Source organism: Actinopolymorpha singaporensis, from assembly GCF_900104745.1.
Taxonomy (GTDB): domain Bacteria; phylum Actinomycetota; class Actinomycetes; order Propionibacteriales; family Actinopolymorphaceae; genus Actinopolymorpha; species Actinopolymorpha singaporensis.
The window spans coordinates 2,238,348-2,264,491 of the sequence record NZ_LT629732.1; the positions used below are offsets into that span (position 1 = coordinate 2,238,348).

The following is a 26,144-nucleotide window of genomic DNA, read 5'->3' on the forward strand; positions in this document are numbered from 1 at the left end:
TCGTGTGGTCGGTCGGTTCTCATCGGCGGTTCGAGATGAACTGCTCCTCTTCCGTCGAGCCGGTGAGTGCCGTCGTCGCCGACTGTGGCGAGATGGCGGTGCTCACCAGGTCGAAGTAACCGGTGCCCACCTCGCGCTGGTGCCGGGTGGCGGTGTAGCCGTCGCGTTCGGCGGCGAACTCGCGTTCCTGCAGGGCGACGTACGCCGTCATGCCTTCGCGCGCGTAACCCTTGGCGAGTTCGAACATCGACTCGTTCAGCGCGTGGAACCCGGCCAGCGTGATGAACTGGAACGCGTACCCCATCTCGCCCAGCTCGCGTTGGAACTTCGCGATCGTCCCGTCGTCCAGGTGCTGCTTCCAGTTGAACGACGGCGAGCAGTTGTAGGCGAGCATCTGGTCCGGGTACTCCGCCTTGATCGCCTCGGCGAACTCCCGCGCCACGCCCAGATCCGGCTTGGACGTCTCCATCCACAACAGATCGGAGTACGGCGCGTAGGCGAGTCCCCGGGAGACGCACGCGGCCAGTCCGTTGGTGACGCGGTAGAAGCCCTCCGCGGTCCGTTCGCCGGTGACGAACACCCGGTCGCGTTCGTCGACGTCGCTGGTCACCAGGGTCGCCGCCTGCGCATCCGTACGCGCGATGATCAGCGACGGTACGCCGGAGACGTCGGCCGCCAGCCGGGCCGCGTTGAGGGTGCGGATGTGCTGTCCGGTGGGGATCAGCACCTTGCCACCGAGGTGGCCGCACTTCTTCTCCGAGGCCAGCTGGTCCTCCCAGTGCACCCCGGCCGCGCCGGCCGCGATCATCGCCTTCATCAGCTCGAACGCGTTCAGCACGCCGCCGAAGCCGGCCTCCGCGTCGGCCACGATCGGTGCCAGCCAGTACGGCGCGTCCGCGTTGCCTTCGGCCCAGGTGATCTGGTCGGCCCGCTGGAGCGCGTTGTTGATCCGGCGCACCACCTGGGGTACGGAGTTCGCGGGGTACAGGCTCTGGTCCGGATAGGTCTGGCCGGCGAGGTTCGCGTCGGCGGCTACCTGCCAACCGGACAGGTAGATGGCCTCCAGCCCGGCCCGTACCTGCTGGACGGCCTGGTTCCCGGTCAGCGCCCCGAGCGCAGCCACGTAGTCGCGCTCGTGCAGCAGCTTCCACAGCCGCTCCGCGCCGACCCGGGCGAGGGTGTGTTCCTCGGGCACCGAACCGCGCAGACGCACCACGTCCTCGGCGGCGTAGTCGCGTCGGACGCCGGCCCAGCGCGGGTCGGTTTCCCAGACCCGCCGCAGTTCCTGCGCCGCGGCGCGGATCTGCCGCTCGACCGGCCGGTCGCCGTTCGGGCTGTGCTGCGCCACGGCTTCGCGAGGCGAGGGGATGTGCTGGTCCGCTCGGTTGTGCCTGCTGTGCTGGGTTGTGCTGTTCGTTGTGCTCATCGGGTTGGTTTCGCCCTGATCGACCCGGGTCCGCGCCGGAGTGTTCCGGCCGGCCCTGGTCCGCTCGGGCTTGGGCGCGGGCTCCTCCGGCGCGGCGTCTTCCTGCCCGCGCGGAGTCGTCTCGCTCGGTCGCATCGTGCTCCCCCTCCGTCGGATGGGTGCTTCCGACCCGAGTGTCGGACGCTGGAGGAGCCGGCGGAGGAGTTCGCCGGGGGAAACATCGGCGGTTCTTCTCCTACGATGAAAGCTGCGCTTCCTTCGGACCGGGGGAGGCGAAGAGGAGTTCGAGATCATGCCGGCAGACCTCCATCTGCCCACATTCGGGCAGCGACTGCGCCATCTGCGACGCAACCGACAGTTGACACTGGCCGAGCTCGGTGAACGGGTGGGCCGGGCGCCGTCCCAGCTGTCCCTGTTGGAGAACGGCCGGCGCGAGCCCAAACTCACCCTGATCACCGCACTTGCTCAGGCCTTGGACGTATCCGTCGACGAGCTGCTGTCCCCGACACCGCCGAGCCGGCGTGCGCAACTGGAGATTGCACTGGAGGAGGCGCAGCGCGAACCCCTGTACAAACAACTCGATCTGCCTCCTCTGCGCGTCGGGCCGCGGGTACCCACGGAGGTTCTCGAGCACCTCACCGCGCTCTACGAGGAACTCCGACGCCGGGACACCAAACCCACCGCCACGCCGGAGGATGCGCGCGCCGCCAACGCGGAGTTGCGCCGGCGGATGCGGGACCGCGGCAACTACTTCGCCGAGGTCGAGCGCCTCGCGGTGGAGACGCTGACAGCGGTCGGCTACCGAGGCGGAACGCTGTCGGACGCGCTGGCCGCCGCGATCGTGATGCACTGCGGGTTCCAGGTGAGGTACGCCGAGGACCTGCCGCGCTCGGTCCGGTCGGTCACCGACCTGCGAAACAACCGCATCTACCTGCGGCGGGAGTCGCTCGGGATGCACACCCACCGCGGCATCCTGCTGCAGACCGTCGGCCACTTCGTCCTCGGGCACGAGCAGCCGCGCGACTTCGCCGACTTCCTGCGTCAACGGGTGGAGGCCAACTACTTCGCCGCCGCCGTACTCGTGCCCGAACAGCAGGCGGTGCCCTTTCTCGAGCGGGCGAAGGCAGATCGAGACCTCGCCGTGGAGGACCTGCGGGACGTGTTCTCGGTGTCGTACGAGATGGCCGCGCACCGGTTCACCAACCTCGCCACCCGCCACCTCGACCTGCGATGCCACTTCGTCCGCAACGACGAGGCCGGCACGATCTACAAGGCGTACGAGAACGACGGGCTGTTGTTCCCGGCCGACCCGACCGGTGCGATCGAGGGACAGCGGATGTGCCGCCGGTGGGCCGGCCGACGAGTCTTCGGCGCCCCGGAGCGTTACTCCGCGTACTACCAGTACACCGACACCCCGGACGGCACGCACTGGTGCGTCTCCCACGTCGATCCCGGCCGGGAACGCGATTTCGCGGTCACGCTGGGCGTGGCGTACGAGGAGTCGCGGTGGTTCCGCGGCCGGGAGACCACCAACCGCGCGACGTCGCGCTGTCCGACCGGTCCGTGCTGCTCCCTGCCACCACCCGAACTCAGTGCCCGCTGGGAGGGCGCGGCCTGGCCGTCGGCGCGGGCGCACTCCCACGTGCTCGCCGCGCTGCCGACCGGCAACTTCCCCGGCGTGGACGAGACCGACGTCTACACCTTCCTCGACCGGCACGCCCCGTCCTGACCGGGCTCACCCCAGGCCCTGACCGCTCTCCCGGCCGTGACCTGCGCCGTCGTGACCGGACGAGGCGCCGGTCGCGAAGCCTCCCGTCCCTCCTGGAAGCGGACCCGCTCCGGCGCGGGTAGGCTCGGCGACTGCGGCCCAACGCGGACGCCGGGGCACACCTCGGGTCTACCCGCCGCCGGCTCGCACCGACGACCCCGTCCACTGGACAGGAGACATGGCAGGTTCACAACGCTCCGCCGGAGCGGCGTACCGACATCCGTCCGACCGCCGGCCCGGCAGCGAAGCGCTGGTGACGTCCACATGCTGACCGCCGTGCTGGTGGCGGCGTCCGTCCTTCTCATCCTGGTCTGCGGTGTCTTCGTCGCCGCGGAGTTCTCGCTGGTGACGGTGAGCCGGCCCGCGGTCCAGCGAGCCGCCGAGGCCGGGATGAAGGGAGCGCGCAGCCTCGAAGCCGCTCTCCCGAACCTCTCCACCCACCTGTCCAGCGCCCAGATCGGTATCACGCTCACCAACCTGGCCGTCGGTTGGCTGGCCGAACCCGCGGTGGCCAAGCTGCTGCACGCCCCGCTCACCGCGGTCGGTGTCGGCGACGGCGCGGTGCGCGGGATCTCCCTGACTCTCGCGCTGGTGCTGGTGACGCTGGCCACCATGGTGTTCGGCGAACTGGTGCCGAAGAACCTCGCCATCGCCCACCCGTTGGGCGTGGCCCGGATGGTGCAGTTGCCGCAGCGGGTCTTCACCACCGCCACCAAGCCGCTCACCGGGGCGCTCAACAGCACCGCCAACCGTGTCGTCCGGGCGCTCGGCATCGAGCCGCAGGAGGAGCTGGCCTCGGCCCGCACACCTGAGGAGCTGGTGTCGGTCGTACGGAGTTCGGCCGAGTCAGGCTCGCTGGCGCGGTCCACCGCCGCTCTGGTCGAACGCATGCTCCGCTTCGACGACAAGCGGGCGCGCGACGTGATCACCCCGCGCACCCGGCTGGTCTGGCTGGCGGACCACGATCCCGCACAGCGGGTGATCGACCTGGCCCGCGAGCACGGCCTGTCCCGGTTCCCGGTGGCGCGCGGTGACGACCTGGACGACATCGTGGGCGTGGTCGAGCTGAGCCAGGCGGTCGCGGTGCCGGCCGCGGAGCGGGCGACCACCACCGTCGGTACGCTCGCCGGCGAGCCCCTGGTGGTGCCCGACACGGCACCGCTGGACGAGGTCCTGTGGGCGCTGCGCGACTACCGGACCGAGCTCTGCGTCGTCCTCGACGAGTACGGCGGGACCGCAGGCATCACCACCTTCGAGGACGTGGTGGAGGAGATCGTCGGCGAGGTGTCGGACGAACACGACGAGCAGACCCCGACTCACGAGCGCACCGGTGACGGCTGGGTGATCTCCGGCCTGCTCCGTCCGGACGAGGTTCGCGACCTGACCGGCATCCGGCTGCCCGCCGACGACCACCGGTACGAGACCGTCGCCGGACTGGTGCTGCATCTGCTGGGCAAGGTGCCCGACGCCGGAGACGTCGCAGCCGTGGACGGCGTACGGATCACGGTGGCCCGGATGGACAACCATCGCATCGACCAGGTGCACCTCGAACGCGTGTCCGACGGTGACCACCCCGGCGACGTCCAGGAGGAGGGCGGCCTGGGGGCGGGCGACCGCCACGGGGGCAACGGGCACGGGGACAACGGGCAGGCGGGCAACCGCCAGGCACGCAACGGACACAGAGGTGCCGGCCATGAGTGACGGCGCCGCACTGATCCTTTCGGTCGTCCTGCTGGCGGCGAACGCGTTCTTCGTCGGAGCGGAGTTCTCGCTGGTCTCGGTCCGCCGCAGCCAGATCGAGCCGCTGGTGGAGGCCGGGTCGCGCCGGGCGCGGTCGACCATGTGGGCCATCCGCCGGGTGACGCTGATGATGGCCGGCGCCCAGCTCGGCATCACGTTGTCCACGGTCGGGCTCGGCGCGGTCGCCGAACCCGCCCTGGCTCACCTGATCCAGCCGGCGTTCGAGGCGGTCGGCGTACCTCACGCGCTGCTCCACCCGGTCGCCATCGTGATCGCGTTGCTGGTGGTCGTGGCGCTGCACGTCGTACTGGGGGAGATGGTCCCCAAGAACATCGCGCTGGCCGCGCCGGACCGGGCGGCACTCGCCCTCGGCCCGCCGCTGCGGGCGATGGTGCGGGCCATCCGCCCGGTGATCACCGGGCTGAACGGCGTCGCCAACGGCGTCCTGTGGCTGCTGCGGGTCACCCCGCAGAACGAGGTGGACGACGCGGTGACCCACGAGGAGGTGGGGCACCTGCTGGCCGAGTCGCGCGACGAGGGCCTGGTCGACGAGGACGAGCACCGGCTGACCTCCGAGGCGCTGGCGTTCGCCGAGGGCACCGCCGGTGACGTCGCCATCCCGCTGGACTCGGTGGTGCTGATCGACGCCGGCGCAACTGCCGCCGACGTGGAGCAGCTGTCCGCCCGTACCGGCCACTCGCGTTTCCCGCGCCGCGACGTGGGGGGAGTTCTGTCCGGGTACGTCCACCTCAAGGACGTCCTCGCCGACACCTCCGACGAGAGGCCCCGGCCGCTGACGCCGGACCGGATCCGCCGGCTGCCGGCGATCACCACCGGCACTCCGCTGGTGGAGGTGCTCGCCGCCCTCCGGCTCGGTGCGAGTCACCTGGCCCGGGTCGACGACGAGTCGGGTACGACGACAGGGGTACTCACCCTGGACGACGTACTCCTCCGACTGGTACCCCCTCGCCAGCACCAGGAGGCCCGCTGACATGATCGGCCTCCGTTGGGCGGGTGCCGGGGCGTAGCCTGACAGGGCCGGATACCGACCGACGGACCGATCACTGATCGCGGGGCTCGACCTTGGGAGGGTCACGGTGGTGCTACGCCAGGCGCTGCTGACCGGTGCCCGCAGCCGGCGGCTGCGGAAGCTGGTCTCCACGATGCCGGTCTCTTCCGCGATCGTGGCGCGGTACGTCGCAGGAGAGACCGCCGACGAGGCGGTGGAGGCCGCGCGGCGGTTGCTCACCGACGGGTTGCAGTCCTCGATCGACTATCTCGGCGAGGACACCCGTGACCGCGACCAGGCCACCCGAGCCACCCAGTCGTACCTCATCCTGCTGGACCGGCTGCACCGCGCGGGCCTCACCCGGGGTGCGGAGATCTCGGTCAAGCTGTCCGCCGTCGGAAGGTCACTCGGCTCCGACGGAGAGAAGATCGCCCTCGACAACGCCCGGTCCATCGCCGACGCCGCCAGGAACGCCGGCACCACGGTGACCCTCGACATGGAGGACCACACCTCCGTCGATGCCACCCTGTCGATCCTGCACGAGCTGCGCCGCGACTTCCCCGAGACCGGTGCCGTCCTGCAGGCCTACCTCCACCGCACCGAGGCCGACTGCCGCGATCTCGCCCACGAGGGTTCGCGGGTGCGGTTGTGCAAGGGCGCCTACAACGAGCCCGCCTCCGTGGCGTACCAGAAGACCGCCGACGTGGACCGGTCCTACGTCCGCTGCCTGAAGATCCTGATGGCCGGCCAGGGCTACCCGATGATCGCCACCCACGATCCGCGGCTGATCGAGATCGCCGGTGCTCTCGCGATGCGCCACGACCGGTCCCGCGGCAGCTACGAGTTCCAGATGCTGTACGGCATCCGGCCCCAGGAGCAGAGGCGCTTGGCCGACCTGGGTGACACGGTCCGGGTCTACGTGCCGTACGGCGACGAGTGGTACGCCTACCTCATGCGCCGCATGGCCGAGCGTCCGGCCAACACCGCCTTCTTCCTGCGCTCGCTGCTCACCCGGACCTGACCCCGGCCCGACCGGGCTGTGCGCCGCACCGGACGGCGGCACCGCGCCGGACGACGTGGGTCCACGTGGGTGTAGGTGTAGTTGCGAGCCCGTACGACAACCCCACCCGCCGAAGGATGATGTCGCGATGAACGCCGTCCAGCACACGATCGCCGTGATCGGCGCCGGCAAGATGGGCGAGGCCATCCTGTCCGGCCTGCTCCGGGCCGGCTGGCCGGCGACCCGGCTGATAGCGACCGCCCGCCGGGCCGAGCGTGGTGAGCAGCTCGCCGAACGCTACGGCGTCCGCGTGCTGCCCAACGCCGAGGCGGCCGCCACCGCGGACGTGCTGGTCATCGCGGTCAAGCCGCAGGACGCCGGCACGTTGATGGTCGAGCTCGCTCCGGCCGTACCGGCCGGGAGGCTGGTGGTGACCCTGTGCGCGGGCCTGCCGACCGCGTTCTTCGAGAAGCGGCTGCCGGATGCCACCCCGGTCGTACGGGTGATGTCCAACACCCCGGCCCTGGTCGACCAGGCGATGAGCGCGATCTCGGCCGGTTCGCACGCCAGCGCCGAGCACCTCGCGCTGACCGAGGAGATGCTGCGCCCGCTGGGGGAGACGCTGCGGCTGCCGGAGTCGCAGCAGGACGCGGTGACGGCGCTGTCGGGTTCGGGTCCGGCGTACTTCTACTACCTCGTCGAGGCGATGACCGACGCCGGCATCCTGCTCGGGCTTCCGCGCCAGGTGGCGCACGACCTGATCGTGCAGGCAGCGCTCGGTGCGGCGGTGATGCTGCGGGACACCGGTGAGCATCCGGTGGCGCTGCGGGAGGCGGTGACATCTCCGGGCGGCACCACGATCAGCGCCATCCGCGAGCTGGAGAGCCACCGGGTCAGGGCGGCGGTCCTGGACGCGATCGAGGCCGCCCGCGACCGGGCCCGGGAGATCGCGGCCGCCGCTGAGTGACCGCCGCCCGGCTCAGTCCGCGCGGCGCAGGTGCAGGAAGTCGCTCACACCGACGCGGGCCAGGATGAACCTGACCCGCTTCGGCATGTCCGTACGGCTTTCGTCGTGCACCAGCCGGGGGTCGGTCAACCGGATCGTCTCGCCCCTGGTGACGATCTCACAGCCGCCCGCGGCGAGGACGTTGCGCACCCAGTCCGAGTCCGGGCCGTAGGTAAGGGCGATGACGTAGCCCTCGGGGCGTTCGAAGACGTTCACCGGCGTCTCGTACCGGCGCCCCGACCTGCGGCCCTGGTGGACGACCGTCGCCATGCCCCGGAACCGTGGTGCGGCCTTCCCGAGAACTCGGTTGGTGGCGACCTTGTTGAACCTCGCGATCCGCTTGCTCAGCACCATGGCCTGATCGTCCCCCGGCTTCCCGGACGGATCAACACCTGCAGGCTTCGAGACACATCTCGTCCTTCACAACCCGATCGCCGTCCGGGCGGCGGCGAGTGTCGGAGCGGCGAGTTCCCGCGCGCGTTCGGCGCCCAGGCGCAGGGTCGCGTCGACGTGTGCCGGGTCCGCGGCGAGTTCGGCGTAGCTGTTCTGCAGCGGCTCCAGAATGCTCACCACCGCGTCGGCGGTGTCCCGTTTGAGCGCGGCGTAGCCGTCGTACTTCCCGGCGAGGGCAGCCGGGTCGGCCTCGCCGGTGCAGCCCGCGAGGATCTCCAGCAGGTTGGACACGCCCGGCCGGTTCTCGGGGTCGTAGCCGACGTCGGGCGAGGCGTCGGTGACGGCGCGGGAGATCTTGCGGACGACCACCTCGGGCGGGTCGAGCAGTCGGATGGACCCCAGTGAGTCGGCAGGGGCGTCCTTGCTCATCTTCGCGGTCGGGTTCTGCAGGTCCATCACCCGTGCGCCCACGGTGGCCGGGCTCATCTCCGGTACGACGAACGTGGGCCCGTACACGCGGTTGAACCGGATCGCCAGGTCGCGGGCGAGTTCCACGTGCTGGCGCTGGTCCTCACCGACCGGCACCTCCGTACTTCCGTACAGCAGGATGTCGGCGGCCATCAGCACCGGATAGGTGTACAGCGACACCCGGGTGCGCGGCCGGCCGCGACCCTTCTCCTTGAACTGGATCATCCGGTTCAGCTCGCCGACGTAGGCCGTCGACTCCAGGAGGTACATGAGTTCGGTGTGTGCGGACAGGTCGCTCTGTCTGGTGAGTACGCAGACCGCCGGGTCGAGCCCGGCGGCGAGGTAGATCGTCGCCGTCTCGCGGGTCAGTTGGCGCAGCCGTTTCGGATCGTGCTCGACGGTGAGCGCGTGCAGGTCGACGACGCAGAAGACGCACCGGGCGGTGTGCTGCAGGTCGACGAACCGGCCCAGCGCTCCGAGATAGTTGCCGAGGGTGAGCCGGCCGGTGGGCTGGATGCCGGAGAAGATCGTGCGGTTCGTGGCCGGGTGGTTCATGGGAGGGCTCCTTGGTCGGTCGGAGCCGCCGCCGCGAGGGCTGCTTCCACACATGCGTCGGCCGCCCTCGCAGGGGCGGCCGCGGATGCTTGGGGTGCGTCGTACGCGGGATCGGGGCCGCCCTAGGCGGCCCACCAACCCAGGGGTCGGAGAACGATCTGCGCACGCACCCGACCACAATAACCGCTCGGCCGATGCGGTGTCTGCAGGAGAGGATGATCCCCGTGGCGAATGTGGAGAACCCGGCGGCCGGGAAGGGCGCCGTCAACGCTGCCTTGACAGGGGCCGGAGGCGCGGAGGTGGATGTGAGCCGGCCCGGCGTGGTGGTCCGGCAGGTCGGGCCGGACGACTGGCGGGAGTGGCGGGCGGTCCGGCTGGCGGCGCTCGAGGAGGCGCCGTGGGCGTTCGGGTCGACGCTCGCGCAGGCGCGGACGTTCGGCGAGGACGAGTGGCGGCGCCGGTTGACCGGCTTCCCGTGCTACCTCGCCGACCTGCCGGGAGTGGCGGCCTCTCCGGTCGGGATGAGCGGGGCGTTCATCGAGGACCCTGAACCCGGCGAACTCGGCTTGTGGCAGGGCGGCACCACCGTCGAGCTGGTCTCGATGTGGGTCGGCCCGGCGGCGCGAGGACGCGGGGTCGGCGCGCACCTGGTGGCGGCCGTGGTCGACTGGGCCACCCGGACCGGCGCCGCCCGGGTGCACCTGTGGGTGACCGACGGGAACGACCCGGCCCGCCGGTTGTACGAACGCTGCGGCTTCGTTCCGACCGGCGAACGCGGGCCGCTGCCCTCCGACCCGAGCCTGAACGAGATCGGCATGGTGCGCGAACTCCGGGCGTGAGGCCGGGCGTGGCCAGGTGGCCGGCAGGTCGCCCGGTCAGGCGGGTTGCCCGCCTCCGGTGAGGTCGCCGGCCACTTCGGCCCGGCGGATCTCTCCGGCCAGGTCGAGCAGTTCGGGGTACCAGTCGCCGTCGGTCCGCAGCAGCTCCCGAGCCTGGGCCACCGGGACCACGCGTACCTCCTCCACCTGCTCACCGCCCGGCGGGTTGCTGGGCACCCCGTCGACCACGACGTCGGTGAAACACCACAGCCAGGCCTTGTTCGGGTGCGGCAGGTGCGGGCGGTACGGCGCGGGCCGGTCGGACACGCAGTGGTGTGCGCCGAACCACCGCAGCGGGCCCACGCGCCGGGCGCCCGCCTCCTCGGCGATCTCCCGGTCGACAGCGGCGAGCACGGACTCACCCGGCTCGCGGGTGCCGCCGGGCAGGAACCACACGTCGCGGTGGTCCCGGCAGACCGCCACCTCATCTCCCACGAATCCGACCACGTGGATGCTCTGCACCAGCGGCTCGGGCGGGAGTGTCGTGGAGAACTGCGCGTCGAGGCCCGCCCACTCCCACCGCTGCGGTGCGAAGAGCAGGGGGAAACGGTCGGCCGGCCCGGCGGGGATCACGTCCATGCCCGAAGACCCTAGGACCTGCCCTGCGCGGTGCTCCCCGATGGATCACCCGCCGGCGTTCGGCGGGAAGGGCCGGGAGCGCGTCCGTACTCGTGATCCGTTCTGGGGCAGGATGGCACGCGTGACGAACTCCCCGCTCGAGCCCGCGCCGTCTGCCGAGCCCCCGCAGCCCGATCCGAACGCACAGCCCGCTGAGCCTGCACCCGACTCCGCACCCGTCATCGGGGTGGACGTCGGCGGGACGTTGATCAAGGCCGCGGTGGTGTACGCCGATGGACAGGTCGGCGCCCGGGTGGAGGAGCCGACACCGCCGGCCCGCGACGCCGACACAGTGCTGTCCGCGGTCGTCTCGGTCGTGGCCGGGCTGCTGGAACGTACACGGAACGAGGAGCCGCGCGGCGACGTGGCGGCGCTCGGCGTCGCCGTACCCGGCATCATCGACGAACAGCGCGGCGTCGCCGTGGTCGCGGCCAATCTCGGCTGGCGGGACACCCCGGTGCGCACGCTTCTGTCCGAGGCGACGGGTCTGCCGGTGGCGCTCGGGCACGACGTCCGCTCGGCGTGCGTCGCCGAGTGGCGGCTGGGCGCCGCCCGCGAATCCGACGACGCGTTGCTGGTGACCCTCGGCACCGGCATCGGCGCCGGCGTGGTCAGTGACGGCCGGCTGCTCGTCGGTGGTGGGTACGCCGGCCAACTCGGGCACGTCGTGGTCGACCCCGGCGGGACGCAGTGCACCTGCGGGCAGTACGGCTGCCTGGCGACGCTTGCCTCGGCCACCGCCGTCGTCCGCCGGTACGCCGAACGCGCCTCGCAGACCGCGGGGGACCCGGGGAGCGCCGCCAACGGGTCCGCGGAGCTCACCGCCCGGGACGTGGCCCGGCTGGCCCGTACCGGCGACCCGGCCGCGGCCGCCGTGTGGGACGACGCCGTCACCGCGCTCGCCGACGCGCTGGCCACGGCGGTCACCGTGTTCGGGTCGGAGCTGGTGGTGCTCGGCGGCGGGCTCGCCCTCGCCGGCGACCAGCTGGTCGACCCCGTTCGCGACCGGCTGCTGGCCCGGCTGACGTTCCAGCGCCACCCTCGGGTGGTGCGGGCCGCGATGGGTGCGGAGTCCGGCGTACTCGGTGCCGCCCTGCTCGGCCGGGCCGCCCTGCTCGACGCGGTGCCCGGCGAAACGGCAAGGTAGGAACGTGACCGGACACGCACGGCTGGTGTACGACCCGGACCTCACGGCGTACGACTTCGGCCCCCATCACCCGCTGGCTCCGATCAGGGTGCGGCTGACCGTCGCCCTGGCCACCGAGCTCGGCCTGGTCGACACCACCTCGTCCACCTCGCCTGCCTCCCCGGGCGGCGGGTCCGGGGCCGAGGCGAACGGGCGCGTGCTCCAGGTGCCCGCCCCCTCGGCCACCGACGAGCTGCTCGCCCTCGTGCACGACCCGGCCTACCTCGAGGCGGTCAAGCGGGCCGGCGAGCACCCGGAGTGGGCGGACGCGGAGTTCGGCCTGGGGAGTTCGGACAACCCGACGTTCGCCGGGATGCACGAGGCGGCCGCCCACGTCGCCGGCGCCAGCGTCGAGGCGGCGCGCATCGTCTGGTCGGGGGAGGCGCAGCACGCGGTCAACGTCGCCGGTGGGCTGCACCACGCCATGCCTGCCTCGGCCAGCGGCTTCTGCGTCTACAACGACCCGGCGGTGGCGATCCGCTGGCTGCTGGACGCCGGGTGCCCCCGGGTCGCCTACCTCGACCTCGACGTCCACCACGGCGACGGCGTACAGGAGATCTTCTGGGACGACCCGCGGGTGCTGACGATCAGCGTGCACGAGTCGCCGCGGACGTTGTTCCCGTACGTCAGCGGCTATCCCACCGAGATCGGCGGCCCGAACGCCGAGGGCTTCGCTGTCAACCTCGCCTTGCCGGCGGGTACGGGCGACGCCGGCTGGCTGCGCGCGTTCCACGCCGTCGTACCCCACCTGCTGGAGGCGTTCGAGCCCACCGTCCTGGTCAGCCAGCACGGCTGCGACAGTCACCGGGCCGACCCGCTGGCCCACCTCGCGCTGTCCGTCGACGGGCAGCGCGCAGCCGCGCTGGCCGTGCACGACCTGGCCCACCGGATGTGCGAGGGCCGCTGGGTGGCCACCGGCGGGGGAGGCTACGCCCTGGTGGAGGTGGTGCCGCGCACCTGGAGTCACCTGCTGGCGATCGCCGGCGGTCGGCCGCTTTCGCCGGGCACACCGACTCCGCCGGGCTGGCGCGACCTGGTGGCGAGGGAGTGCCACAGGCCGGCGCCGACCGCGATGACCGACGGAGAGGACCCCACGTACGCCGACTGGGACACCGGCTACGACCCCGCCGACGAGCTTGACCGGGCGGTCCGGGCGACCCGGCAGGCGGTCTTCCCCTGCCACGGCCTCGACCCTCACCTCTGACCCGCCTTCGGCCCAACCTCCAACCCGCCTCTTGCGCCCGTCTCAGAATCAGTCCCAGAGCCCACCTCGGAGCCGGACGGTCCGGGCGGAAGTGGACGGGCTCGCGGCCTGTACCCTGTGAGGGCGCATCGGTCCGCCCTGGTCATCGCCTGCCCGTAGGCGTGGCGGTTTCGGACGTTCGGGTGCGTATTGGCTGGGGTACGAACACATCCGAAAGGGTTCCGCGTGGGTTCCGTCATCAAGAAGCGTCGCAAGCGAATGTCGAAGAAGAAGCATCGCAAGCTCCTCAAGAGGACGCGCGTGCAGCGCAGGCGTCAGGGGAAGTAGCGACCTTCGTGCCCACGGGGTGAGGCCGATATGGCGCGTGTAGTACTGGTCACCGGGGTCTCCCGAGATCTCGGTAGCAGGTTCGCGCGCCGGTTGGCCGGTGACCCCGGCATCGACCGGGTGCTCGCCGTCGACGTCGTACCTCCGCGTCACGATCTCGGTGACGCGGAGTTCGTACGTGTCGACCTGCGCAGCCCGGTCGTCTCCCGCGTCCTCGCCCGGGAGAGCATCGACACCGTTGTCCACCTGAACGTGATCGCCACCCCGCAGCACGCGGGCGGGCGGGCCACGATGAAGGAGATCAACGTCATCGGCACGATGCAGCTGCTGGCCGCCTGCCAGCGGCTGCCGTCGGTGAGCAAGGTCGTGGTCAAGTCCTCCACGGCGGTGTACGGTGCGTCGCCGGCGGACCCGGCGATGTTCACCGAGGACATGGAGCCGCGTGCGCTGCCGCAGTCCGGGTTCGCCAAGGACGCGGTGGAGGTGGAGGGTTACGTTCGCGGCTTCGCCCGGCGCCGCCCGGACGTCGCGGTGACGACGCTCCGGTTCGCCAACGTCATCGGTCCACGGGTGCGCACCCCGATGACGCGCTACTTCACGCTGCCGGTGGTGCCGACGGTGCTCGGCTTCGACGCGCGGCTGCAGTTCGTCCACGAGGACGACCTGCTGGAGTCGCTGCGCCTCGCCACCGTCGGCCAGGTGCCCGGCACGTTCAACATCGCCGGGGACGGCATGCTGATGCTGTCCCAGGCCATTCGCCGGATGGGCCGGCCAACGGCCCCCGTTCCGGCGTTCGCGGTGGCGACCTTCGGGCAGATGTTCCGGGCCGCCCGGCTGGCCGACTTCACCCCCGAACAGCTCTCCTACCTCACCTACGGTCGCGGCGTCGACACCACCCGGATGCGCGAGGACCTGGGCTTCAAGCCGGCCCACACCACCGCGGAGGCGTTCGAGGCCTTCGCCGCGGTGCACGAACAGGGCCTGCTGAGCTCCGAACGCATCGCGGCCGCCGAGGAGGAGGCCGCGGCGTTCCTCGGCATACGCGATGTGCGAGACGAGGCCGAAGGGGTACGACAGGGCCATGGCTGACTCCTCCCAGGCGAAGGTGATTCCCCTCCACGGCTCGCCCTCGGCCGACGGCGCCGGCTCACAGACGGACTCCGGGTCGGGCCCGGCAGGCGGTGCCGGCCGGTCGGCGAGCCTCGGCGACGGCCTGCTCGAGGCGGCCGGCGCGCTGGCGCAGGGCCTGGCGGCGCGAACCCTCGGCGACGACTGGCGGACGAAGGTGGCGGGAGGGCTTGAGTTCGCGCGACGCCGGCTGACGGGGGAGTACGAGGTCGACGACCTCGGCTTCGACCCGGACCTCACCGAGAACGTCCTGCTCGCCATCCTGCGGCCGCTCTACCGGAGTTGGTTCCGGGTCGAGGTACGCGGCCTGGACAACATCCCCTCCGTCGGCGGTGCGCTGCTGGTGGCCAACCACTCGGGCACGTTGCCCGTCGACGGCCTGATGACCCATGTCGCGGTGCACGACCACCACCCCGCACACCGCCACATCCGGATGCTCGGCGCGGACCTCGTCTTCCGTACGCCGGTGATCGCCGAACTCGCCCGCAAGGGCGGCACCACGCTCGCCTGCAACGAGGATGCCGAGCGGCTGCTCAGCGCGGGTGAGCTGGTCGCGGTGTTCCCCGAGGGCTACAAGGGGCTGGGCAAGCCGTTCTCCGAGCGCTACAAGCTGCAGCGGTTCGGGCGGGGCGGCTTCGTCGCGGCCGCGCTGCGCACCGGCGTACCCATCGTGCCGTGCTCGATCGTCGGCGCCGAGGAGACCTACCCGCTGCTCGGAAACGTCGAGCCGCTCGCCCGGCTGCTCGGAGTGCCGTACCTCCCGATCACCCCGACGTTCCCGTGGCTCGGTCCACTCGGGTTGGTGCCGCTGCCGTCGAAGTGGATCATCTCCTTCGGCGAACCGATCTCGACCGACAGCTACGACCCGGAGGCGGCCGAGGACCCCATGCTGGTCTTCGACCTCACCGACCAGGTGCGCGAAACCATCCAGCACACGTTGTATGCACTCCTCCTCGACCGCCCCGACGCCTTCTGACGGCGCCGCCGCGGGCCCCCGCATCCCGCCTGGCCCGTTGTCGTCGTCGCGCGTAGAACACCGCTACGCGTCTCCTCCTCCGCCTTGCCAGCCGGGCGCGGATGACCCGCGGTGCGGGCCCGGCATCCCGCCTGGCCGCGTTGTCGTCGTCGCGCGCGCTAGTTCGGCAGCGGCAGCGGCAGGGGCAACGTCGGGAGCGGAAGCGGCAACGGCAGTCCCGGCGGTGGCGGGGTCGTGGGTGTCCCCTTCGGGGCCGGGGTGGTCGGCTTCGGGTCCGGGGTGCCCGGTCTGCTCGGCCCGGGCCGCGGCAGGTCGAGCGTCGGCAGCGGCAGGGGAAGCGGATCGGCGGTACGAGTCGGCCGCGGACCGCCCGGGCCGGGGTTGGTCGGCACCGGACCGGGCCCGTCGGTCGGCCGCGTCGGTCCGGGTGTGGGCCGAGCCGGCCCGGAGGTGGGCCCGGCCGTAGGCCCGGAGGTCGGGGTGGGACGCGGGGAGGTGGGTCGCTCAGGGGCGTTCGGACCGCTGGGCGGTGTGCGACAGGTGGGGCAGGCGGCACGTGCCCGGCGGTCGGCGTCGGCGACCGCTGCGGCCGCGCGGGCGTACGACCCGGACAGGTTCGGCGGCAGCAGCGGCCGCAGCTCCCGAAGGTGCGGCCGCGCCCCGGTGGCGAACTCCCGGATCGCGACCACCGGCGCGGTGCTCCCGTCGGTCCGGTGTGCCCGCAGGAGCAGGTCGGCGCCCCGGCGGGTGTCCACGCTCACCTGCTCCAGGGTGGTCCGCGCCAGGTCGACGCGTTCGGTGTCGGTGTCGCGGAGCGGCGCGCTGTCGGCCATCCGGCCCACCTCGGCCAGCCGGGCCGAGGCCTGGGTGAGGTACTCCCGGCCGCGTGACTCCTGGCTGGACGCCACCGCGACCTGGGTGCGCTCCAGGCCGATCTTGATGGGGTAGAACATCCCGCCCGGCTGGGCGTCGTGGGCCGCGGCGGCCGTTCCGGCCACCCCGCCGGCCAGCACCAGCGCGGCGGCGACGGCGACGATTCGTGAACGGCTCGGAGTCGCGTCCGCGGGCCGGCCCGTGCGGTTCGCGCGCGCCCCGGCGCCACCCCAACGGGGCTCGACGGCACTGTCGCCCTCCGCGGCGGAAGTGCGGGCGGCGGCCACCAGCAGACGCTCCCGGAGGGCCGTACGGAACTGCTCCGACGGCTCGACCGCGCATGGCCGCAGCCGCATGGCGACGGTGAGCAGGTCGCGCAGCGCGGGGTCGGCGGAGCGGCTGGTGCCATCCACCAGCCGGGCGAATTCCTCGGCCCGCCGGCGCGACGCCAGGAGGGAGGTCATCGACGTGTGCTCCTTCGACCAGTCGACCGGGTGGCCGGGATTCTCCGTGCGCATCCGGTGGTTGTTCGCCAGGACGGGGGTGTCCCGAGGGATACCTGCGAGAACGAGCAGTGGCGTCTGTGGTTACGGTCCGGCGCCGCCCGTGATCAACGACTCGGCGACGTCATCGCAGTCCGTCGGGGAGCAGCTTGGCGAGGTTGCGGACCGCTCGCAACTGGAGCTGCTTGACCGCGCCCTCGCTCTTGCCCAGCGACTGGGCGGTCTCGGCCACCGACATGCCGTTGAGGAAGCGCATCACCAGGCATTCCTGCTGGTCCGGTCCGAGCTGCCGGAGCGCCTCCACCAGCGCCTCGTTGGTCAACCGGGTGAGTACGTCGTCCTCGGGGCCCGCGGCGACCGAGTCGGAGTCGAGGATCTCCCCGGTCGCGACCTCCAGCCGGAACCGGCCCGACTTGAAGTGGTCGGTGACGAGGTTGCGGGCGATCGTCACCAGCCAGGCACCGAAGTCGCGTCCCTGCCAGCGGAACGACCCCAGCGAGCGCAGGGCACGCAGGAACGTCTCGCTGGTGAGGTCCTCGGCGAGTGGGTGCGTGCCGACCCGGTAGTAGACGTACCGGTAGACGCTCGGGACGTAGTGGTCGTACAGCTGGCCGAACGCCTCCGCGTCGCCGTGCTGGGCGAGCTCGACCAGGGCGACGATCCGGGCCCTTGTCGCGTCGGCCGGTGCGTGGTCGCCGGCGGCGCGGGCACCGGCGCGGGTCCGGGTCGAGGCGGTCTGCTGGTGCGACGCCTGGCACAGCCGGCCGTCGTCGGGCACCCGGGGGTGCCCGACCGTAGACCCGGCGGACGAGTTCGAGACGAGAGCGGAGCCGGCCGAGGCCGGGACGAGGAGGTGCCCGCCGACCGGGCCCAAGGCGTCGTTGGTACGCAGCGCGGCGCGCAGCAGCGTGACGAGCTCCCGCACGCCCGCACGGTCGGCGAACGTGGTGCGGCGGTCATCCAACATCGCTACCTGCCCCCCAGCAGGAGTGGGTACGGCCCCGTCCGCGGCATCGTAGGGAAATTCCGGCAAACGGGAAACCCAGTGCGTTCAGCGGACCTTCCACCACGCAGAGTTGCGACGCCGGAGCGGAACTCCGAGTGGGGAGTGGTGCCGGCCGAGGGCCGTGCGGCGCAGGGCCGCGGCGGCCGCCGCCGCGCCTCCGACCGCCCCGGCCATGGCCGCCGCCGCGAGCCCTGCCCGGGCCGCTCTGCGAGCGCGGCGGAAGTCGCGGATGCGCCACCCGTTCTTGCGGGCGTACCTGCGCAGCTTGCGGTCGGGGTTGATGGCGTACGGCATACCGACCAGGGACAGCATCGGCACGTCGTTGGCCGAGTCGGAGTACGCCGCGCAGCGGGAAAGGTCGAGGTTTTCCCGCGCGGCCAGGATGCGGACCGCCTCGGCCTTGGCCTGGCCGTGCATGAGGTCGCCCACCAGCCGGCCGGTGTAGCGGCCGTCCTGCGTCTCCGCGATGGTGCCGAGCGCGCCGGTGAGGTTCAGCCGGTCGGCGATCAGCTGGGCGATCTCCACCGGCGCGGCGGTGACCAGCCACACCCGCTGGCCCTGGTCGAGGTGCCGCTGGGCGAGCGCGGCCGTGCCGGGCCAGATCTTGGTGGCCAGCGCCTCGTCGAAGATCTCCGAGGCGAGTTCGGCCAGGTCGTCGACCTCCCAGCCGGCGATGAAGGCCAGCCCGAGCTCGCGGATCTGGCTGATCCCGTCGGCGTCCTCCGCCCCGCCGATCCGGAACTTCAGCTGCTGCCAGCCCGCGCTGAGGAACTCCCGGGTCGGGTAGTAGTCGCGCGAGTGCAGGCCACGGGCCAGGTAGAAGAGCGAGGCGCCGCGCATCAGCGTGTTGTCCACGTCGAAGAACGCCGCCGCGGCCATGTCGGCAGGCGGTCGGTCGGCGGCTGCGATGGGGGACGGAGCCGGCTTGGATTCCTCCGCGGGCGTCATGCCCACCGAGCTTAGAGTGCCCGACCGACATCGGGGCGGTCAGGATGCGGGAATCCTCCGGCTTCGGGAGTGGTCCTGGCGGTGGACACCCGAAGCCGCGGCGGCTCGATGTGTGCCAGACTCGCCGACGTGGTGATGGCGCCTCGTACGCAGCTGCAGCCTGACCGGGTGGACACGGCGGTCAACGTCGCCGACCTGGTGCGGCGGGCGGCCCAGGATGCCCCCGACCACCTCGCGGTGGTGGCCGGGAAGGACCGGCTGACCTGGGCCGAGCTCGACCGCACGGTCGACGCCGTGGCCGCCGCCTGGTCCGGTGCCGGGCTGGTGGCCGGGTTCCGGGTAGCACTGGCCATGTCCAACTCCCTGGAGTTCGTCACCGCCTACTTCGGCGCGCTGCGCGCGGGCCTGGTCGCCGTACCCCTCAATCCCGCCAGCACGGCCGAGGAGATCGGGTCGATGCTGGGCGCGGTGCGCGCCCGGGTGGTCCTCGCCGACGACACGGCCGTGGCCGCGGTCAGGGCCGCGGTGGACGAGCTCGTCGGCGTCGGCAGCCGCGTCCTCGACGCTGACGCCGTTCCCGTGGTGGTCCCGGTCGGGGTCGCCTCCCGGCCCGGCGAACGCAGCTACGACGAGTTGCTGGCCGCCGCCTCCAGTGCGCCCGCCGTTCCGCCCGCGGACCCCGAGACCCTGGCCGTGCTGCTGTTCACCTCCGGTGCGGCGAGTCCTCCGGTGATGCTCACGCACCGTGCGCTGCTGGCCAACCTCGACCAGCTCGCTGCGATCGAGCCACCGGTGATGACGCCCGCCGACGTGGTGCTCGGTGTGCTGCCGATGTGCCACGTGTACGGCCTGAACGCAGTCCTGGGCATGGTCGCCCGGGTGGCCGGCACGCTGGTCCTGGTCCGCCGGTTCACCCCGGAGGGCAGCCTCGACCTGGTGGCGGGCGAGCAGGTGACGAACGTTCCGGCGGTTCCCACGGTGTTCGCGGGTTGGCTGCGGGCCGTCGCCGACGACGCCGAGCTCGCGCGCCGGCTCGCGAGCGTCCGGCTGCTGGTGTCCGGTGCGGCGCCACTGCCGCCGTCGCTGCGGAGCGCGCTGCGGGAGGCCACCGGGCTGGTCGTCGAGGAGGGTTACGGCCTGACCGAGGCCGGCCCGGTGGTGACCAGCACGCTGTGCTCGGCCGGCGCGGGGACGGAGGCTGCGCGGACGGGGACCGAGGGGAGGACGGGGACCGCGGAGGAGGCGACCGAACAGCCCCGACCCACCAACCGGGCGAAGCACACAGTGGGCGCTCCCCTGCCGGGTGTGGAGCTGCGGATCGTCGACGAGACCGGCACCGAGGTCGAGGTGGGCGAGCCCGGCCAGGTGCTCGTCCGCGGACCGAACCTGTTCTCCGGCTACTGGCCGGACGGCGCCGACGCGCCTGGTGAGAAGGGCTGGCTGGCCACCGGCGACATCGGCTACCTCGACGAGGACGGCGACCTGGTCCTGGTCGACCGGATCAAGGAACTCGTGATCGTCTCCGGCTTCAACGTCTACCCGCGCGAGGTCGAGGAGGCCATTGCCGAACTCGACGGCGTGGCCGAGGTCGCGGTGGTGGCGATGCCCGACCCGCAGACCGGCGAGGCGGTGCGTGCGTACGTCGTTCCCGCCGCCGGTGCGCAGGTGAGCGCGGAAGAGGTACGCCGGCACTGCGAGGTGCGGCTGGCGAGGTTCAAGCGGCCGAGCGTCGTGGAGATCGTTCCCGAGCTCCCGCGCTCGGTGACCGGCAAGGTCGCCAAGGCCAGCCTGCGGCGGGCCGCTCGCGAGTCGGCGATCGGCTTCTGACCATGACCCACCCGACCCACCCGACCAAGCCGACCCAGCCGACCCAGCCGACCCAGCCGGAGCGGGTGACGCTCTACAGCAAGCCCGGGTGCCACCTGTGTGACGACGCCCGGGCGGTGGTCGCCTCCGTGTGTGCCGACCTGGACGTCGGCTGGAGCGAGGTCGACATCCAGGGCGACGAGGCGCTGTACCCCAGGTTCTGGGAGCAGATCCCGGTGACCTTCGTGGACGGCCGTCAGCACGACTTCTGGCGCGTCGACGCCGATCGGCTGCGCGCCGCGCTCACCGCCGGCTGACCGCCAGCGCCGCCCGGAGAGCCCCCGAGAGCCCCCGAGACCCCGGCCGAAGTGGTCCGGGTTTCGGCGTTCCGGCGATCATGCCGAGTGCCCTCGTACGGGTCGATATCCGTGCAGATCCACTCCGAGTGCGCCGGATGTGACGACCGGCACGTCCACCCAGCGCTACGCTCGATTTTGTTCGCACGTTCACAAAGTCCTAGGCTTGGAGATCGCCGGTCGGGACGGCTCCGATCGAGCAGAGGCGTCACCCAGCCCCAGGGCGTCTCGTGTCACTACGGGAGAGATGTGAGTCCGCCGAACCCCCGCCGTACGAACGAGCAGGAAGCGCGCCCGAGCCGCGGCATTCCCGAGGCGACCGTCGCGCGACTGCCGGTCTACCTCCGGGCGCTGACCGCGCTCGCGGACCGGGGGATCGCGACCGCCTCCAGCGAGGAGCTCGCCCGGGCGGCCGGCGTCAACTCCGCGAAGCTGCGCAAGGACCTGTCCTACCTCGGGTCCTACGGCACCCGCGGGGTGGGGTACGACGTGGAGTACCTCCGCTACCAGATCGCGCGGGAGATCGGCCTCACCCAGGACTGGCCCGTGGTGATCGTCGGCATCGGAAATCTCGGCCACGCGCTCGCCAACTACTCCGGGTTCGTGTCCCGTGGGTTCGGCATCGTCGGGCTGCTCGACGCCGACCCGGCGCGGGTCGGTGAGCAGGTCGGGGACCACGTCATCCAGGCGTACAGCGAACTCGAACGCGTCGTGTCAGAGTACGGCGTGGCCATCGGCGTGATCGCGACGCCGGCGACCGCCGCGCAGGAGGTCTGCGACCGCATGGTTGCGGCGGGCATCACCAGCGTGCTCAACTTCGCTCCCGTGGTGCTGAGCGTTCCGCCCGGTGTGGACGTCCGCAAGGTCGACCTGTCCACCGAGCTGCAGATCCTCGCCTACCACGAACAACGCAAGGCGCTCGCGGGCCCGGGCCCGCTGAGCCAGGTCGACGGCATCCCAGTCGAGAGGAGCCCCCTCGTCCCATGAGCATCCTGGTCGTCGGCTTGTCCCACCGCGGTACGCCCGTCCATCTGCTGGAACGCGTGGTGCCCGCACCGGAGACGCTGGACAAGGTCCTCGTCGACGCGGTGGCCTGCCCGCACGTCGCCGCGGCGGTGGTGCTGTCCACCTGCAACCGGGTGGAGATCTACGCCGAGGTGGAGCGGTTCCACGGCGGTGTCGAGGAACTCGCCGAGCTCCTGGCCCGCCACGCGGGCGTCTCCGCCGCCGAGCTGACCCCGCACCTCTACGTGCGGTACGAGGACGGCGCGGTGAGCCATCTGTTCTCGGTGGTGTGCGGCCTGGACTCGATGGTCGTCGGCGAGACCCAGATCCTCGGCCAGGCCAAGGCGGCGCTGCGCAACGCCCAGGACGCGGAGACGATCGGCTCGGTGCTGAACGGCGTCTTCCAGCGGGCGCTGCGGGTCGGCAAGCGGGCGCAAACCGAGACCGAGCTCGGCCGGGCCGGCCGCTCGGTGGTGAGCGCGGCCCTGGCGCAGGCGGTCCGCGTCCACGGCGACCTGGCCGGACGCGCGGCACTGGTGGTCGGCGCGGGTTCGATGGCAGCACTCGCCGCCACCACTCTCCGCCGCGACCACGACGCCAAGGTGGTGGTCACCAACCGCACGCCGTCGCGCGCCCGCCGGATCGCCGAGCAGGTCGAGGGCACCGCGGTCCCGCTGGCGGACCTGCGTACCGCGCTGGCCGACGCCGACGTGGTGGTGTCGTGCACCGGCGCGGTCGGCACCGTGATCTCCGCCGTCGACCTCGCCACGGCCATGCGCCGGCGTACTGACCGGCCGCTGGTGGTCTGTGACCTCGCGATGCCGCGGGACGTGGAGATCGAGGCCGGGCACGTCGCCGGCGTCACCCTGATCGACCTGGGCCGGCTGGCCGAGAGGGTGGACGACGGTGTGGCCACCGACGTGGAGGCGGTCCGGGCGATCGTGGCCGAGGAGGTCGCCGACTTCGTGGCCACGCGGCGGGCGGCGACCGTGGCCCCCACCGTGGTGGCGTTGCGCAGCATGGCTGCCGAGGTCGTCGAGGCCGAGTTGCGCCGGCTCAGCGCACGGGTTCCGCACCTGGACGACCACTCCCACGCCGAGGTGGCCAAGACCGTACGCCGGGTGGTCGACAAGCTGCTGCACGCGCCGACGATCCGGGTGAAGGAACTCGCCGAGCAGACGGTCGAGACCTCCTACACCGACGCCCTGCGGGAGCTGTTCGCCCTCGACCTCAGCGCACTGGAGGCGTTCACCAGCGTCGAGCCGGTGGAGCCCGCCCAGCCGGACCGCTCCGTGCAGCCCGGCGAGCCGGGAGGTGCACCGTGACACCCGGGACACCCACGACACCCGTGACACCCATGACACCAGGGATCTCCGGGACGGCGTTCCGCGTCGGCACCCGTCGCAGCGCCCTCGCGCTCACCCAGGCCCGCCAGGTCGCCGCCGCGCTGGAGCGGGCCGGCCACCGGTGCGAGCTGGTCGAGGTGACCACCGAGGGCGACCGCAACCGCGCGCCGCTTGCGTCGATCGGTGGCCAGGGCGTCTTCACCGGCGCCCTGCGCGAGGCCCTGCTCCGCAAGGAGATCGACGTCGCGGTGCACTCGCTGAAGGACCTGCCGACCCAGAACGTCGACGGCATCGTCCTCGCCGCCGTGCCCCCGCGCGAGGATCCCCGCGACGCCCTGGTCGCCCGCGACGGGTTGCGCCTGGCGGACCTGCCCGCGGGTGCTCGGGTGGGCACCGGCTCACCGCGACGGCTGGCCCAGCTCCGGCTGCTCCGAGAGTACGACCTCGAGCTGGTCGAGATCCGGGGGAACGTCGACACCCGGATCAGGAAAGTACGCGACGGTGAGCTCGACGCCGTCGTTCTCGCCCGCGCCGGCCTCACCCGACTGGGGCGGCAGGACGAGATCACCGACACCTTCGATCCCACCGCGTTCGTCCCGGCCCCCGGCCAGGGCGCGCTGGGGATCGAGTGCCGGAACTCCGACGAGGACGTGGTGCGCGCCCTCGCCGGGCTTGACGAATCCCGCACCAGGGCGGCGGTGACCGCCGAACGCGCCGTACTCGCCGGAATCGGGGCCGGCTGCAGCGCACCCATGGGAGCCTTCGCCGAGACCACCGGCGGAGTGGAGGGAGACGACCTTTCCCTCCATGCCGTCGTGGCCGCCGTCGACGGCTCCGCAAGCGTCCGTCTGTCCACCTCGGGGCCTCTAGGCGATGCGGAGGAGATCGGCCGTCAGCTGGCGGCCGCCCTGCTCGCCGAGGGCGCCAGCCGTTTGATCGAGGAACGCGTCACGTGACCGCCAAGACAAAGACCACTAAGAAACTCCAGGGCTCGGTCTCCTTCGTCGGGGTCGGCCCCGGCGACCCCGCGCTCGTCACTGCCAGGGCGAAGGAGCTCCTGGGCCGTGCGGACGTCATCGCCGGTGAGCTTGCGGCCTTCGAGGTCGTGCTCAGCACTCACGTCCGCGAGGACGTCGAGCGGCTGGAGCTGACCGAGGACGCCGTGACCGCGGCCGAGGCCGGCCGAGTACTCGCCAAGCACGGGAAGGACGGCAAGCACGTCGTACGCCTGTACCACGGCGACCCGTTCCTCGACGGCAACGCCGCCGAGCACGTCGCCGCGTTCGTCCGGCACCACGTGCCGTTCGAGGTGACGCCCGGTCTGCCGGTGGCGACCGCGGTGCCCGCCTACGCGGGGATCCCGCTGACAGGTACCAAGGTGCGTGAGACCCGCATCGTCGACCTGAGCGGCGGCGAGCCGGCGTGGGAGACGTTCGCCGAGGGCTCGGCGACCCTGGTGCTCACCAACGTCACCGAGGGCCTGAAGGACATCGCCGCGTTCCTGGTCAAGGCCGGCCGGGAGCCTTCGACGCCGGTGGCCGCGACCACCGCCGGCACCACCACCGACCAGCGCACCGTTGCCGGGACGCTGGAGACGATCGCGGCCGAGGTGAAGTCGTCCCGGCTCGCCGGTCCGTTCGTCTTCGTCGTCGGCTCGGCCGTCGCGCATCGCGACAAGCTGTCGTGGTTCGAGACCAAGCCGCTCTTCGGCTGGCGGATCCTGGTCCCGCGGACCAAGGAGCAGGCGGGCGTGCTGTCCAAGCTGCTCCGGCAGTACGGCGCGGTGCCCGAGGAGGTCCCGACCATCTCCGTGGAGCCGCCGCGAAACCCCCAGCAGCTGGACCGGGCCATCACCGGGCTGGTCACCGGCCGCTACCAGTGGGTGGCGTTCACCTCGGTCAACGCGGTGCGCGCGGTGCGGGAGAAGTTCGAGGAGTACGGCCTGGACGCACGGGCGTTCGCCGGCCTGAAGATCGCCGCGGTGGGGGAGAAGACCGCCGAGGCGATCCAGTCCTGGGGCATCAAGCCCGACCTGGTGCCCTCCGGTGAGCACTCCGCGCGGGGTCTGGTGGAGGACTGGCCGCCCTACGACCGGGTGCTGGACCCGATCAACCGGGTGTTCCTTCCCCGTGCCGACATCGCCACCGAGACGCTGGTGGCCGGACTTGTCGAGCTCGGCTGGGAGGTCGACGACGTGACGGCGTACCGCACGGTGCGCGCCGCGCCGCCGCCCGCCCCGATCCGGGAGGCGATCAAGACCGGCAGGTTCGACGCGGTGGCCTTCACCTCCAGTTCGACGGTGCGCAACCTCGTCGGCATCGCCGGCAAGCCGCACGCCACCACCGTGATCGCCGCCATCGGCGCGCAGACCGCGACGACGGCGGAGGAACACGGCCTGCGGGTCGACGTTCAGCCGCCGCAGCCGTCGATCGAGGCGCTGGCGGAGGCGCTCGCCGACTTCGGCGAGGCGCGGCGCGCGGCCCAGATCGAGGCCGGCGACCCGGTGACCAAGCCGTCCGAACGCAAGGCGGGTGCCCGGCGCCGGGCAACCACCAAGTAGGCCGGAAACGAGCCCGGAGCAACCGGGACGAACGCGCCCAACAGTGCTACCTGCGAAGG

Annotated in this window: 24 protein-coding genes; 17 read left to right on the forward strand and 7 right to left on the reverse strand. The window is 72.1% G+C overall.

The window, feature by feature from the left end:
* Positions 1 to 19 precede the first annotated feature (19 nt).
* Entirely contained in the window at positions 20 to 1,426 is a 1,407-nt protein-coding gene (gene aceA, locus BLU27_RS10215; RefSeq protein WP_241827899.1) for an isocitrate lyase, read from the reverse strand.
* 292 nt (positions 1,427 to 1,718) lie between these two features.
* Here aceA and BLU27_RS10220 point away from each other — a divergent pair, with 292 nt between their 5' ends.
* From BLU27_RS10220 to proC, 5 genes are all read left to right on the forward strand, one after another.
* Positions 1,719 to 3,155, forward strand: coding sequence for an XRE family transcriptional regulator (locus BLU27_RS10220; protein WP_092652724.1), 1,437 nt, complete (start codon positions 1,719 to 1,721; stop codon positions 3,153 to 3,155).
* A gap of 303 nt (positions 3,156 to 3,458) precedes the next feature.
* The gene (locus BLU27_RS10225) at positions 3,459 to 4,895 is read left to right on the forward strand and encodes a hemolysin family protein (RefSeq protein WP_092652726.1); all 1,437 of its coding nucleotides are present in this window, start codon (positions 3,459 to 3,461) and stop codon (positions 4,893 to 4,895) included.
* On the forward strand, positions 4,888 to 5,925 hold the full coding sequence (locus BLU27_RS10230) for a hemolysin family protein (protein WP_092657501.1): 1,038 nt from the start codon (positions 4,888 to 4,890) through the stop codon (positions 5,923 to 5,925). Before BLU27_RS10225 ends, BLU27_RS10230 begins: the two co-directional genes overlap by 8 nt.
* Before the next feature lie 106 nt (positions 5,926 to 6,031).
* Positions 6,032 to 6,964: a proline dehydrogenase family protein gene (locus tag BLU27_RS10235; RefSeq protein WP_449709588.1), complete on the forward strand. Its 933-nt coding sequence runs from the start codon at positions 6,032 to 6,034 to the stop codon at positions 6,962 to 6,964.
* A 127-nt stretch (positions 6,965 to 7,091) separates the two neighbouring features.
* Positions 7,092 to 7,910 (forward strand): pyrroline-5-carboxylate reductase, encoded by an 819-nt coding sequence (gene proC / locus BLU27_RS10240; RefSeq protein ID WP_092652728.1) that lies wholly within the window; start codon positions 7,092 to 7,094, stop codon positions 7,908 to 7,910.
* A 12-nt stretch (positions 7,911 to 7,922) separates the two neighbouring features.
* Here the strand turns inward: proC and BLU27_RS10245 are convergent, their stop codons facing one another.
* Positions 7,923 to 8,303, reverse strand: coding sequence for a nitroreductase family deazaflavin-dependent oxidoreductase (locus BLU27_RS10245; RefSeq protein ID WP_092652730.1), 381 nt, complete (start codon positions 8,301 to 8,303; stop codon positions 7,923 to 7,925).
* A 66-nt stretch (positions 8,304 to 8,369) separates the two neighbouring features.
* Entirely contained in the window at positions 8,370 to 9,365 is a 996-nt protein-coding gene (trpS, locus tag BLU27_RS10250; protein WP_092652732.1) for a tryptophan--tRNA ligase, read from the reverse strand.
* 224 nt (positions 9,366 to 9,589) lie between these two features.
* On the opposite strand from trpS, the gene BLU27_RS10255 reads away from it, so the two are divergent.
* A complete protein-coding gene (locus BLU27_RS10255) occupies positions 9,590 to 10,204 on the forward strand; it encodes a GNAT family N-acetyltransferase (protein ID WP_241827900.1) in 615 nt (204 codons plus the stop codon).
* Positions 10,205 to 10,240: 36 nt separating this feature from the next.
* On the opposite strand, the gene BLU27_RS10260 is transcribed toward BLU27_RS10255, so the two are convergent.
* Positions 10,241 to 10,822, reverse strand: a complete 582-nt coding sequence (locus BLU27_RS10260; RefSeq protein ID WP_092652734.1) for an NUDIX hydrolase — start codon at positions 10,820 to 10,822, stop codon at positions 10,241 to 10,243.
* Between the two features lie 121 nt (positions 10,823 to 10,943).
* On the opposite strand from BLU27_RS10260, the gene BLU27_RS10265 reads away from it, so the two are divergent.
* From BLU27_RS10265 to BLU27_RS10285, 5 genes are all read left to right on the forward strand, one after another.
* On the forward strand, positions 10,944 to 12,008 hold the full coding sequence (locus tag BLU27_RS10265) for an ROK family protein (protein WP_197681766.1): 1,065 nt from the start codon (positions 10,944 to 10,946) through the stop codon (positions 12,006 to 12,008).
* 4 nt (positions 12,009 to 12,012) lie between these two features.
* Positions 12,013 to 13,251, forward strand: a complete 1,239-nt coding sequence (locus tag BLU27_RS10270) for an acetoin utilization protein AcuC (protein ID WP_197681767.1) — start codon at positions 12,013 to 12,015, stop codon at positions 13,249 to 13,251.
* Positions 13,252 to 13,476: 225 nt separating this feature from the next.
* Positions 13,477 to 13,578 (forward strand): 30S ribosomal protein bS22, encoded by a 102-nt coding sequence (locus tag BLU27_RS10275; RefSeq protein ID WP_092652736.1) that lies wholly within the window; start codon positions 13,477 to 13,479, stop codon positions 13,576 to 13,578.
* A gap of 30 nt (positions 13,579 to 13,608) precedes the next feature.
* Complete coding sequence (locus BLU27_RS10280) at positions 13,609 to 14,667, forward strand: NAD-dependent epimerase/dehydratase family protein (protein ID WP_092652738.1); 1,059 nt, start codon at positions 13,609 to 13,611, stop codon at positions 14,665 to 14,667.
* On the forward strand, positions 14,660 to 15,682 hold the full coding sequence (locus BLU27_RS10285; protein WP_092652740.1) for a lysophospholipid acyltransferase family protein: 1,023 nt from the start codon (positions 14,660 to 14,662) through the stop codon (positions 15,680 to 15,682). The genes BLU27_RS10280 and BLU27_RS10285 overlap by 8 nt, the downstream gene beginning before the upstream one ends.
* A 158-nt stretch (positions 15,683 to 15,840) precedes the next feature.
* On the opposite strand, the gene BLU27_RS10290 is transcribed toward BLU27_RS10285, so the two are convergent.
* The 3 genes from BLU27_RS10290 to BLU27_RS10300 form a co-directional block, all read right to left on the reverse strand.
* Positions 15,841 to 17,019, reverse strand: a complete 1,179-nt coding sequence (locus tag BLU27_RS10290; protein WP_157728390.1) for a DUF5667 domain-containing protein — start codon at positions 17,017 to 17,019, stop codon at positions 15,841 to 15,843.
* A gap of 163 nt (positions 17,020 to 17,182) precedes the next feature.
* On the reverse strand, positions 17,183 to 18,025 hold the full coding sequence (locus tag BLU27_RS10295; protein WP_092652744.1) for a sigma-70 family RNA polymerase sigma factor: 843 nt from the start codon (positions 18,023 to 18,025) through the stop codon (positions 17,183 to 17,185).
* An 84-nt stretch (positions 18,026 to 18,109) separates the two neighbouring features.
* The gene (locus BLU27_RS10300; protein WP_092652746.1) at positions 18,110 to 19,012 is read right to left on the reverse strand and encodes an HAD family hydrolase; all 903 of its coding nucleotides are present in this window, start codon (positions 19,010 to 19,012) and stop codon (positions 18,110 to 18,112) included.
* A gap of 81 nt (positions 19,013 to 19,093) precedes the next feature.
* Here BLU27_RS10300 and BLU27_RS10305 point away from each other — a divergent pair, with 81 nt between their 5' ends.
* From BLU27_RS10305 to BLU27_RS10330, 6 genes are all read left to right on the forward strand, one after another.
* Positions 19,094 to 20,839, forward strand: coding sequence for a class I adenylate-forming enzyme family protein (locus tag BLU27_RS10305; RefSeq protein ID WP_241827901.1), 1,746 nt, complete (start codon positions 19,094 to 19,096; stop codon positions 20,837 to 20,839).
* A gap of 2 nt (positions 20,840 to 20,841) precedes the next feature.
* Complete coding sequence (locus BLU27_RS10310) at positions 20,842 to 21,135, forward strand: glutaredoxin family protein (RefSeq protein WP_092652748.1); 294 nt, start codon at positions 20,842 to 20,844, stop codon at positions 21,133 to 21,135.
* Between the two features lie 288 nt (positions 21,136 to 21,423).
* On the forward strand, positions 21,424 to 22,161 hold the full coding sequence (locus BLU27_RS10315) for a redox-sensing transcriptional repressor Rex (RefSeq protein ID WP_092652750.1): 738 nt from the start codon (positions 21,424 to 21,426) through the stop codon (positions 22,159 to 22,161).
* On the forward strand, positions 22,158 to 23,504 hold the full coding sequence (locus tag BLU27_RS10320; protein ID WP_092652752.1) for a glutamyl-tRNA reductase: 1,347 nt from the start codon (positions 22,158 to 22,160) through the stop codon (positions 23,502 to 23,504). The genes BLU27_RS10315 and BLU27_RS10320 overlap by 4 nt, the downstream gene beginning before the upstream one ends.
* A gap of 32 nt (positions 23,505 to 23,536) precedes the next feature.
* Positions 23,537 to 24,481, forward strand: a complete 945-nt coding sequence (gene hemC, locus BLU27_RS10325; protein WP_092652754.1) for a hydroxymethylbilane synthase — start codon at positions 23,537 to 23,539, stop codon at positions 24,479 to 24,481.
* Positions 24,478 to 26,085: a bifunctional uroporphyrinogen-III C-methyltransferase/uroporphyrinogen-III synthase gene (locus BLU27_RS10330; protein WP_092652756.1), complete on the forward strand. Its 1,608-nt coding sequence runs from the start codon at positions 24,478 to 24,480 to the stop codon at positions 26,083 to 26,085. Before hemC ends, BLU27_RS10330 begins: the two co-directional genes overlap by 4 nt.
* Positions 26,086 to 26,144: the final 59 nt, after the last annotated feature.

Excerpts from the sequence above, each read along its gene's own strand:
- BLU27_RS10290 (WP_157728390.1), bottom strand. The coding sequence starts at position 17,019 with ATGACCTCCCTCCTGGCGTCGCGCCGGCGGGCCGAGGAATTCGCCCGG.
- aceA (WP_241827899.1), bottom strand. The coding sequence starts at position 1,426 with ATGAGCACAACGAACAGCACAACCCAGCACAGCAGGCACAACCGAGCG.
- BLU27_RS10295 (WP_092652744.1), bottom strand. The coding sequence starts at position 18,025 with ATGTTGGATGACCGCCGCACCACGTTCGCCGACCGTGCGGGCGTGCGG.
- BLU27_RS10220 (WP_092652724.1), top strand. The coding sequence starts at position 1,719 with ATGCCGGCAGACCTCCATCTGCCCACATTCGGGCAGCGACTGCGCCAT.
- BLU27_RS10225 (WP_092652726.1), top strand. The coding sequence starts at position 3,459 with ATGCTGACCGCCGTGCTGGTGGCGGCGTCCGTCCTTCTCATCCTGGTC.
- BLU27_RS10320 (WP_092652752.1), top strand. The coding sequence starts at position 22,158 with ATGAGCATCCTGGTCGTCGGCTTGTCCCACCGCGGTACGCCCGTCCAT.
- trpS (WP_092652732.1), bottom strand. The coding sequence starts at position 9,365 with ATGAACCACCCGGCCACGAACCGCACGATCTTCTCCGGCATCCAGCCC.
- BLU27_RS10310 (WP_092652748.1), top strand. The coding sequence starts at position 20,842 with ATGACCCACCCGACCCACCCGACCAAGCCGACCCAGCCGACCCAGCCG.
- hemC (WP_092652754.1), top strand. The coding sequence starts at position 23,537 with ATGACACCAGGGATCTCCGGGACGGCGTTCCGCGTCGGCACCCGTCGC.
- BLU27_RS10285 (WP_092652740.1), top strand. The coding sequence starts at position 14,660 with ATGGCTGACTCCTCCCAGGCGAAGGTGATTCCCCTCCACGGCTCGCCC.
- BLU27_RS10245 (WP_092652730.1), bottom strand. The coding sequence starts at position 8,303 with ATGGTGCTGAGCAAGCGGATCGCGAGGTTCAACAAGGTCGCCACCAAC.
- BLU27_RS10280 (WP_092652738.1), top strand. The coding sequence starts at position 13,609 with ATGGCGCGTGTAGTACTGGTCACCGGGGTCTCCCGAGATCTCGGTAGC.
- BLU27_RS10230 (WP_092657501.1), top strand. The coding sequence starts at position 4,888 with ATGAGTGACGGCGCCGCACTGATCCTTTCGGTCGTCCTGCTGGCGGCG.
- BLU27_RS10300 (WP_092652746.1), bottom strand. The coding sequence starts at position 19,012 with ATGACGCCCGCGGAGGAATCCAAGCCGGCTCCGTCCCCCATCGCAGCC.
- proC (WP_092652728.1), top strand. The coding sequence starts at position 7,092 with ATGAACGCCGTCCAGCACACGATCGCCGTGATCGGCGCCGGCAAGATG.
- BLU27_RS10260 (WP_092652734.1), bottom strand. The coding sequence starts at position 10,822 with ATGGACGTGATCCCCGCCGGGCCGGCCGACCGTTTCCCCCTGCTCTTC.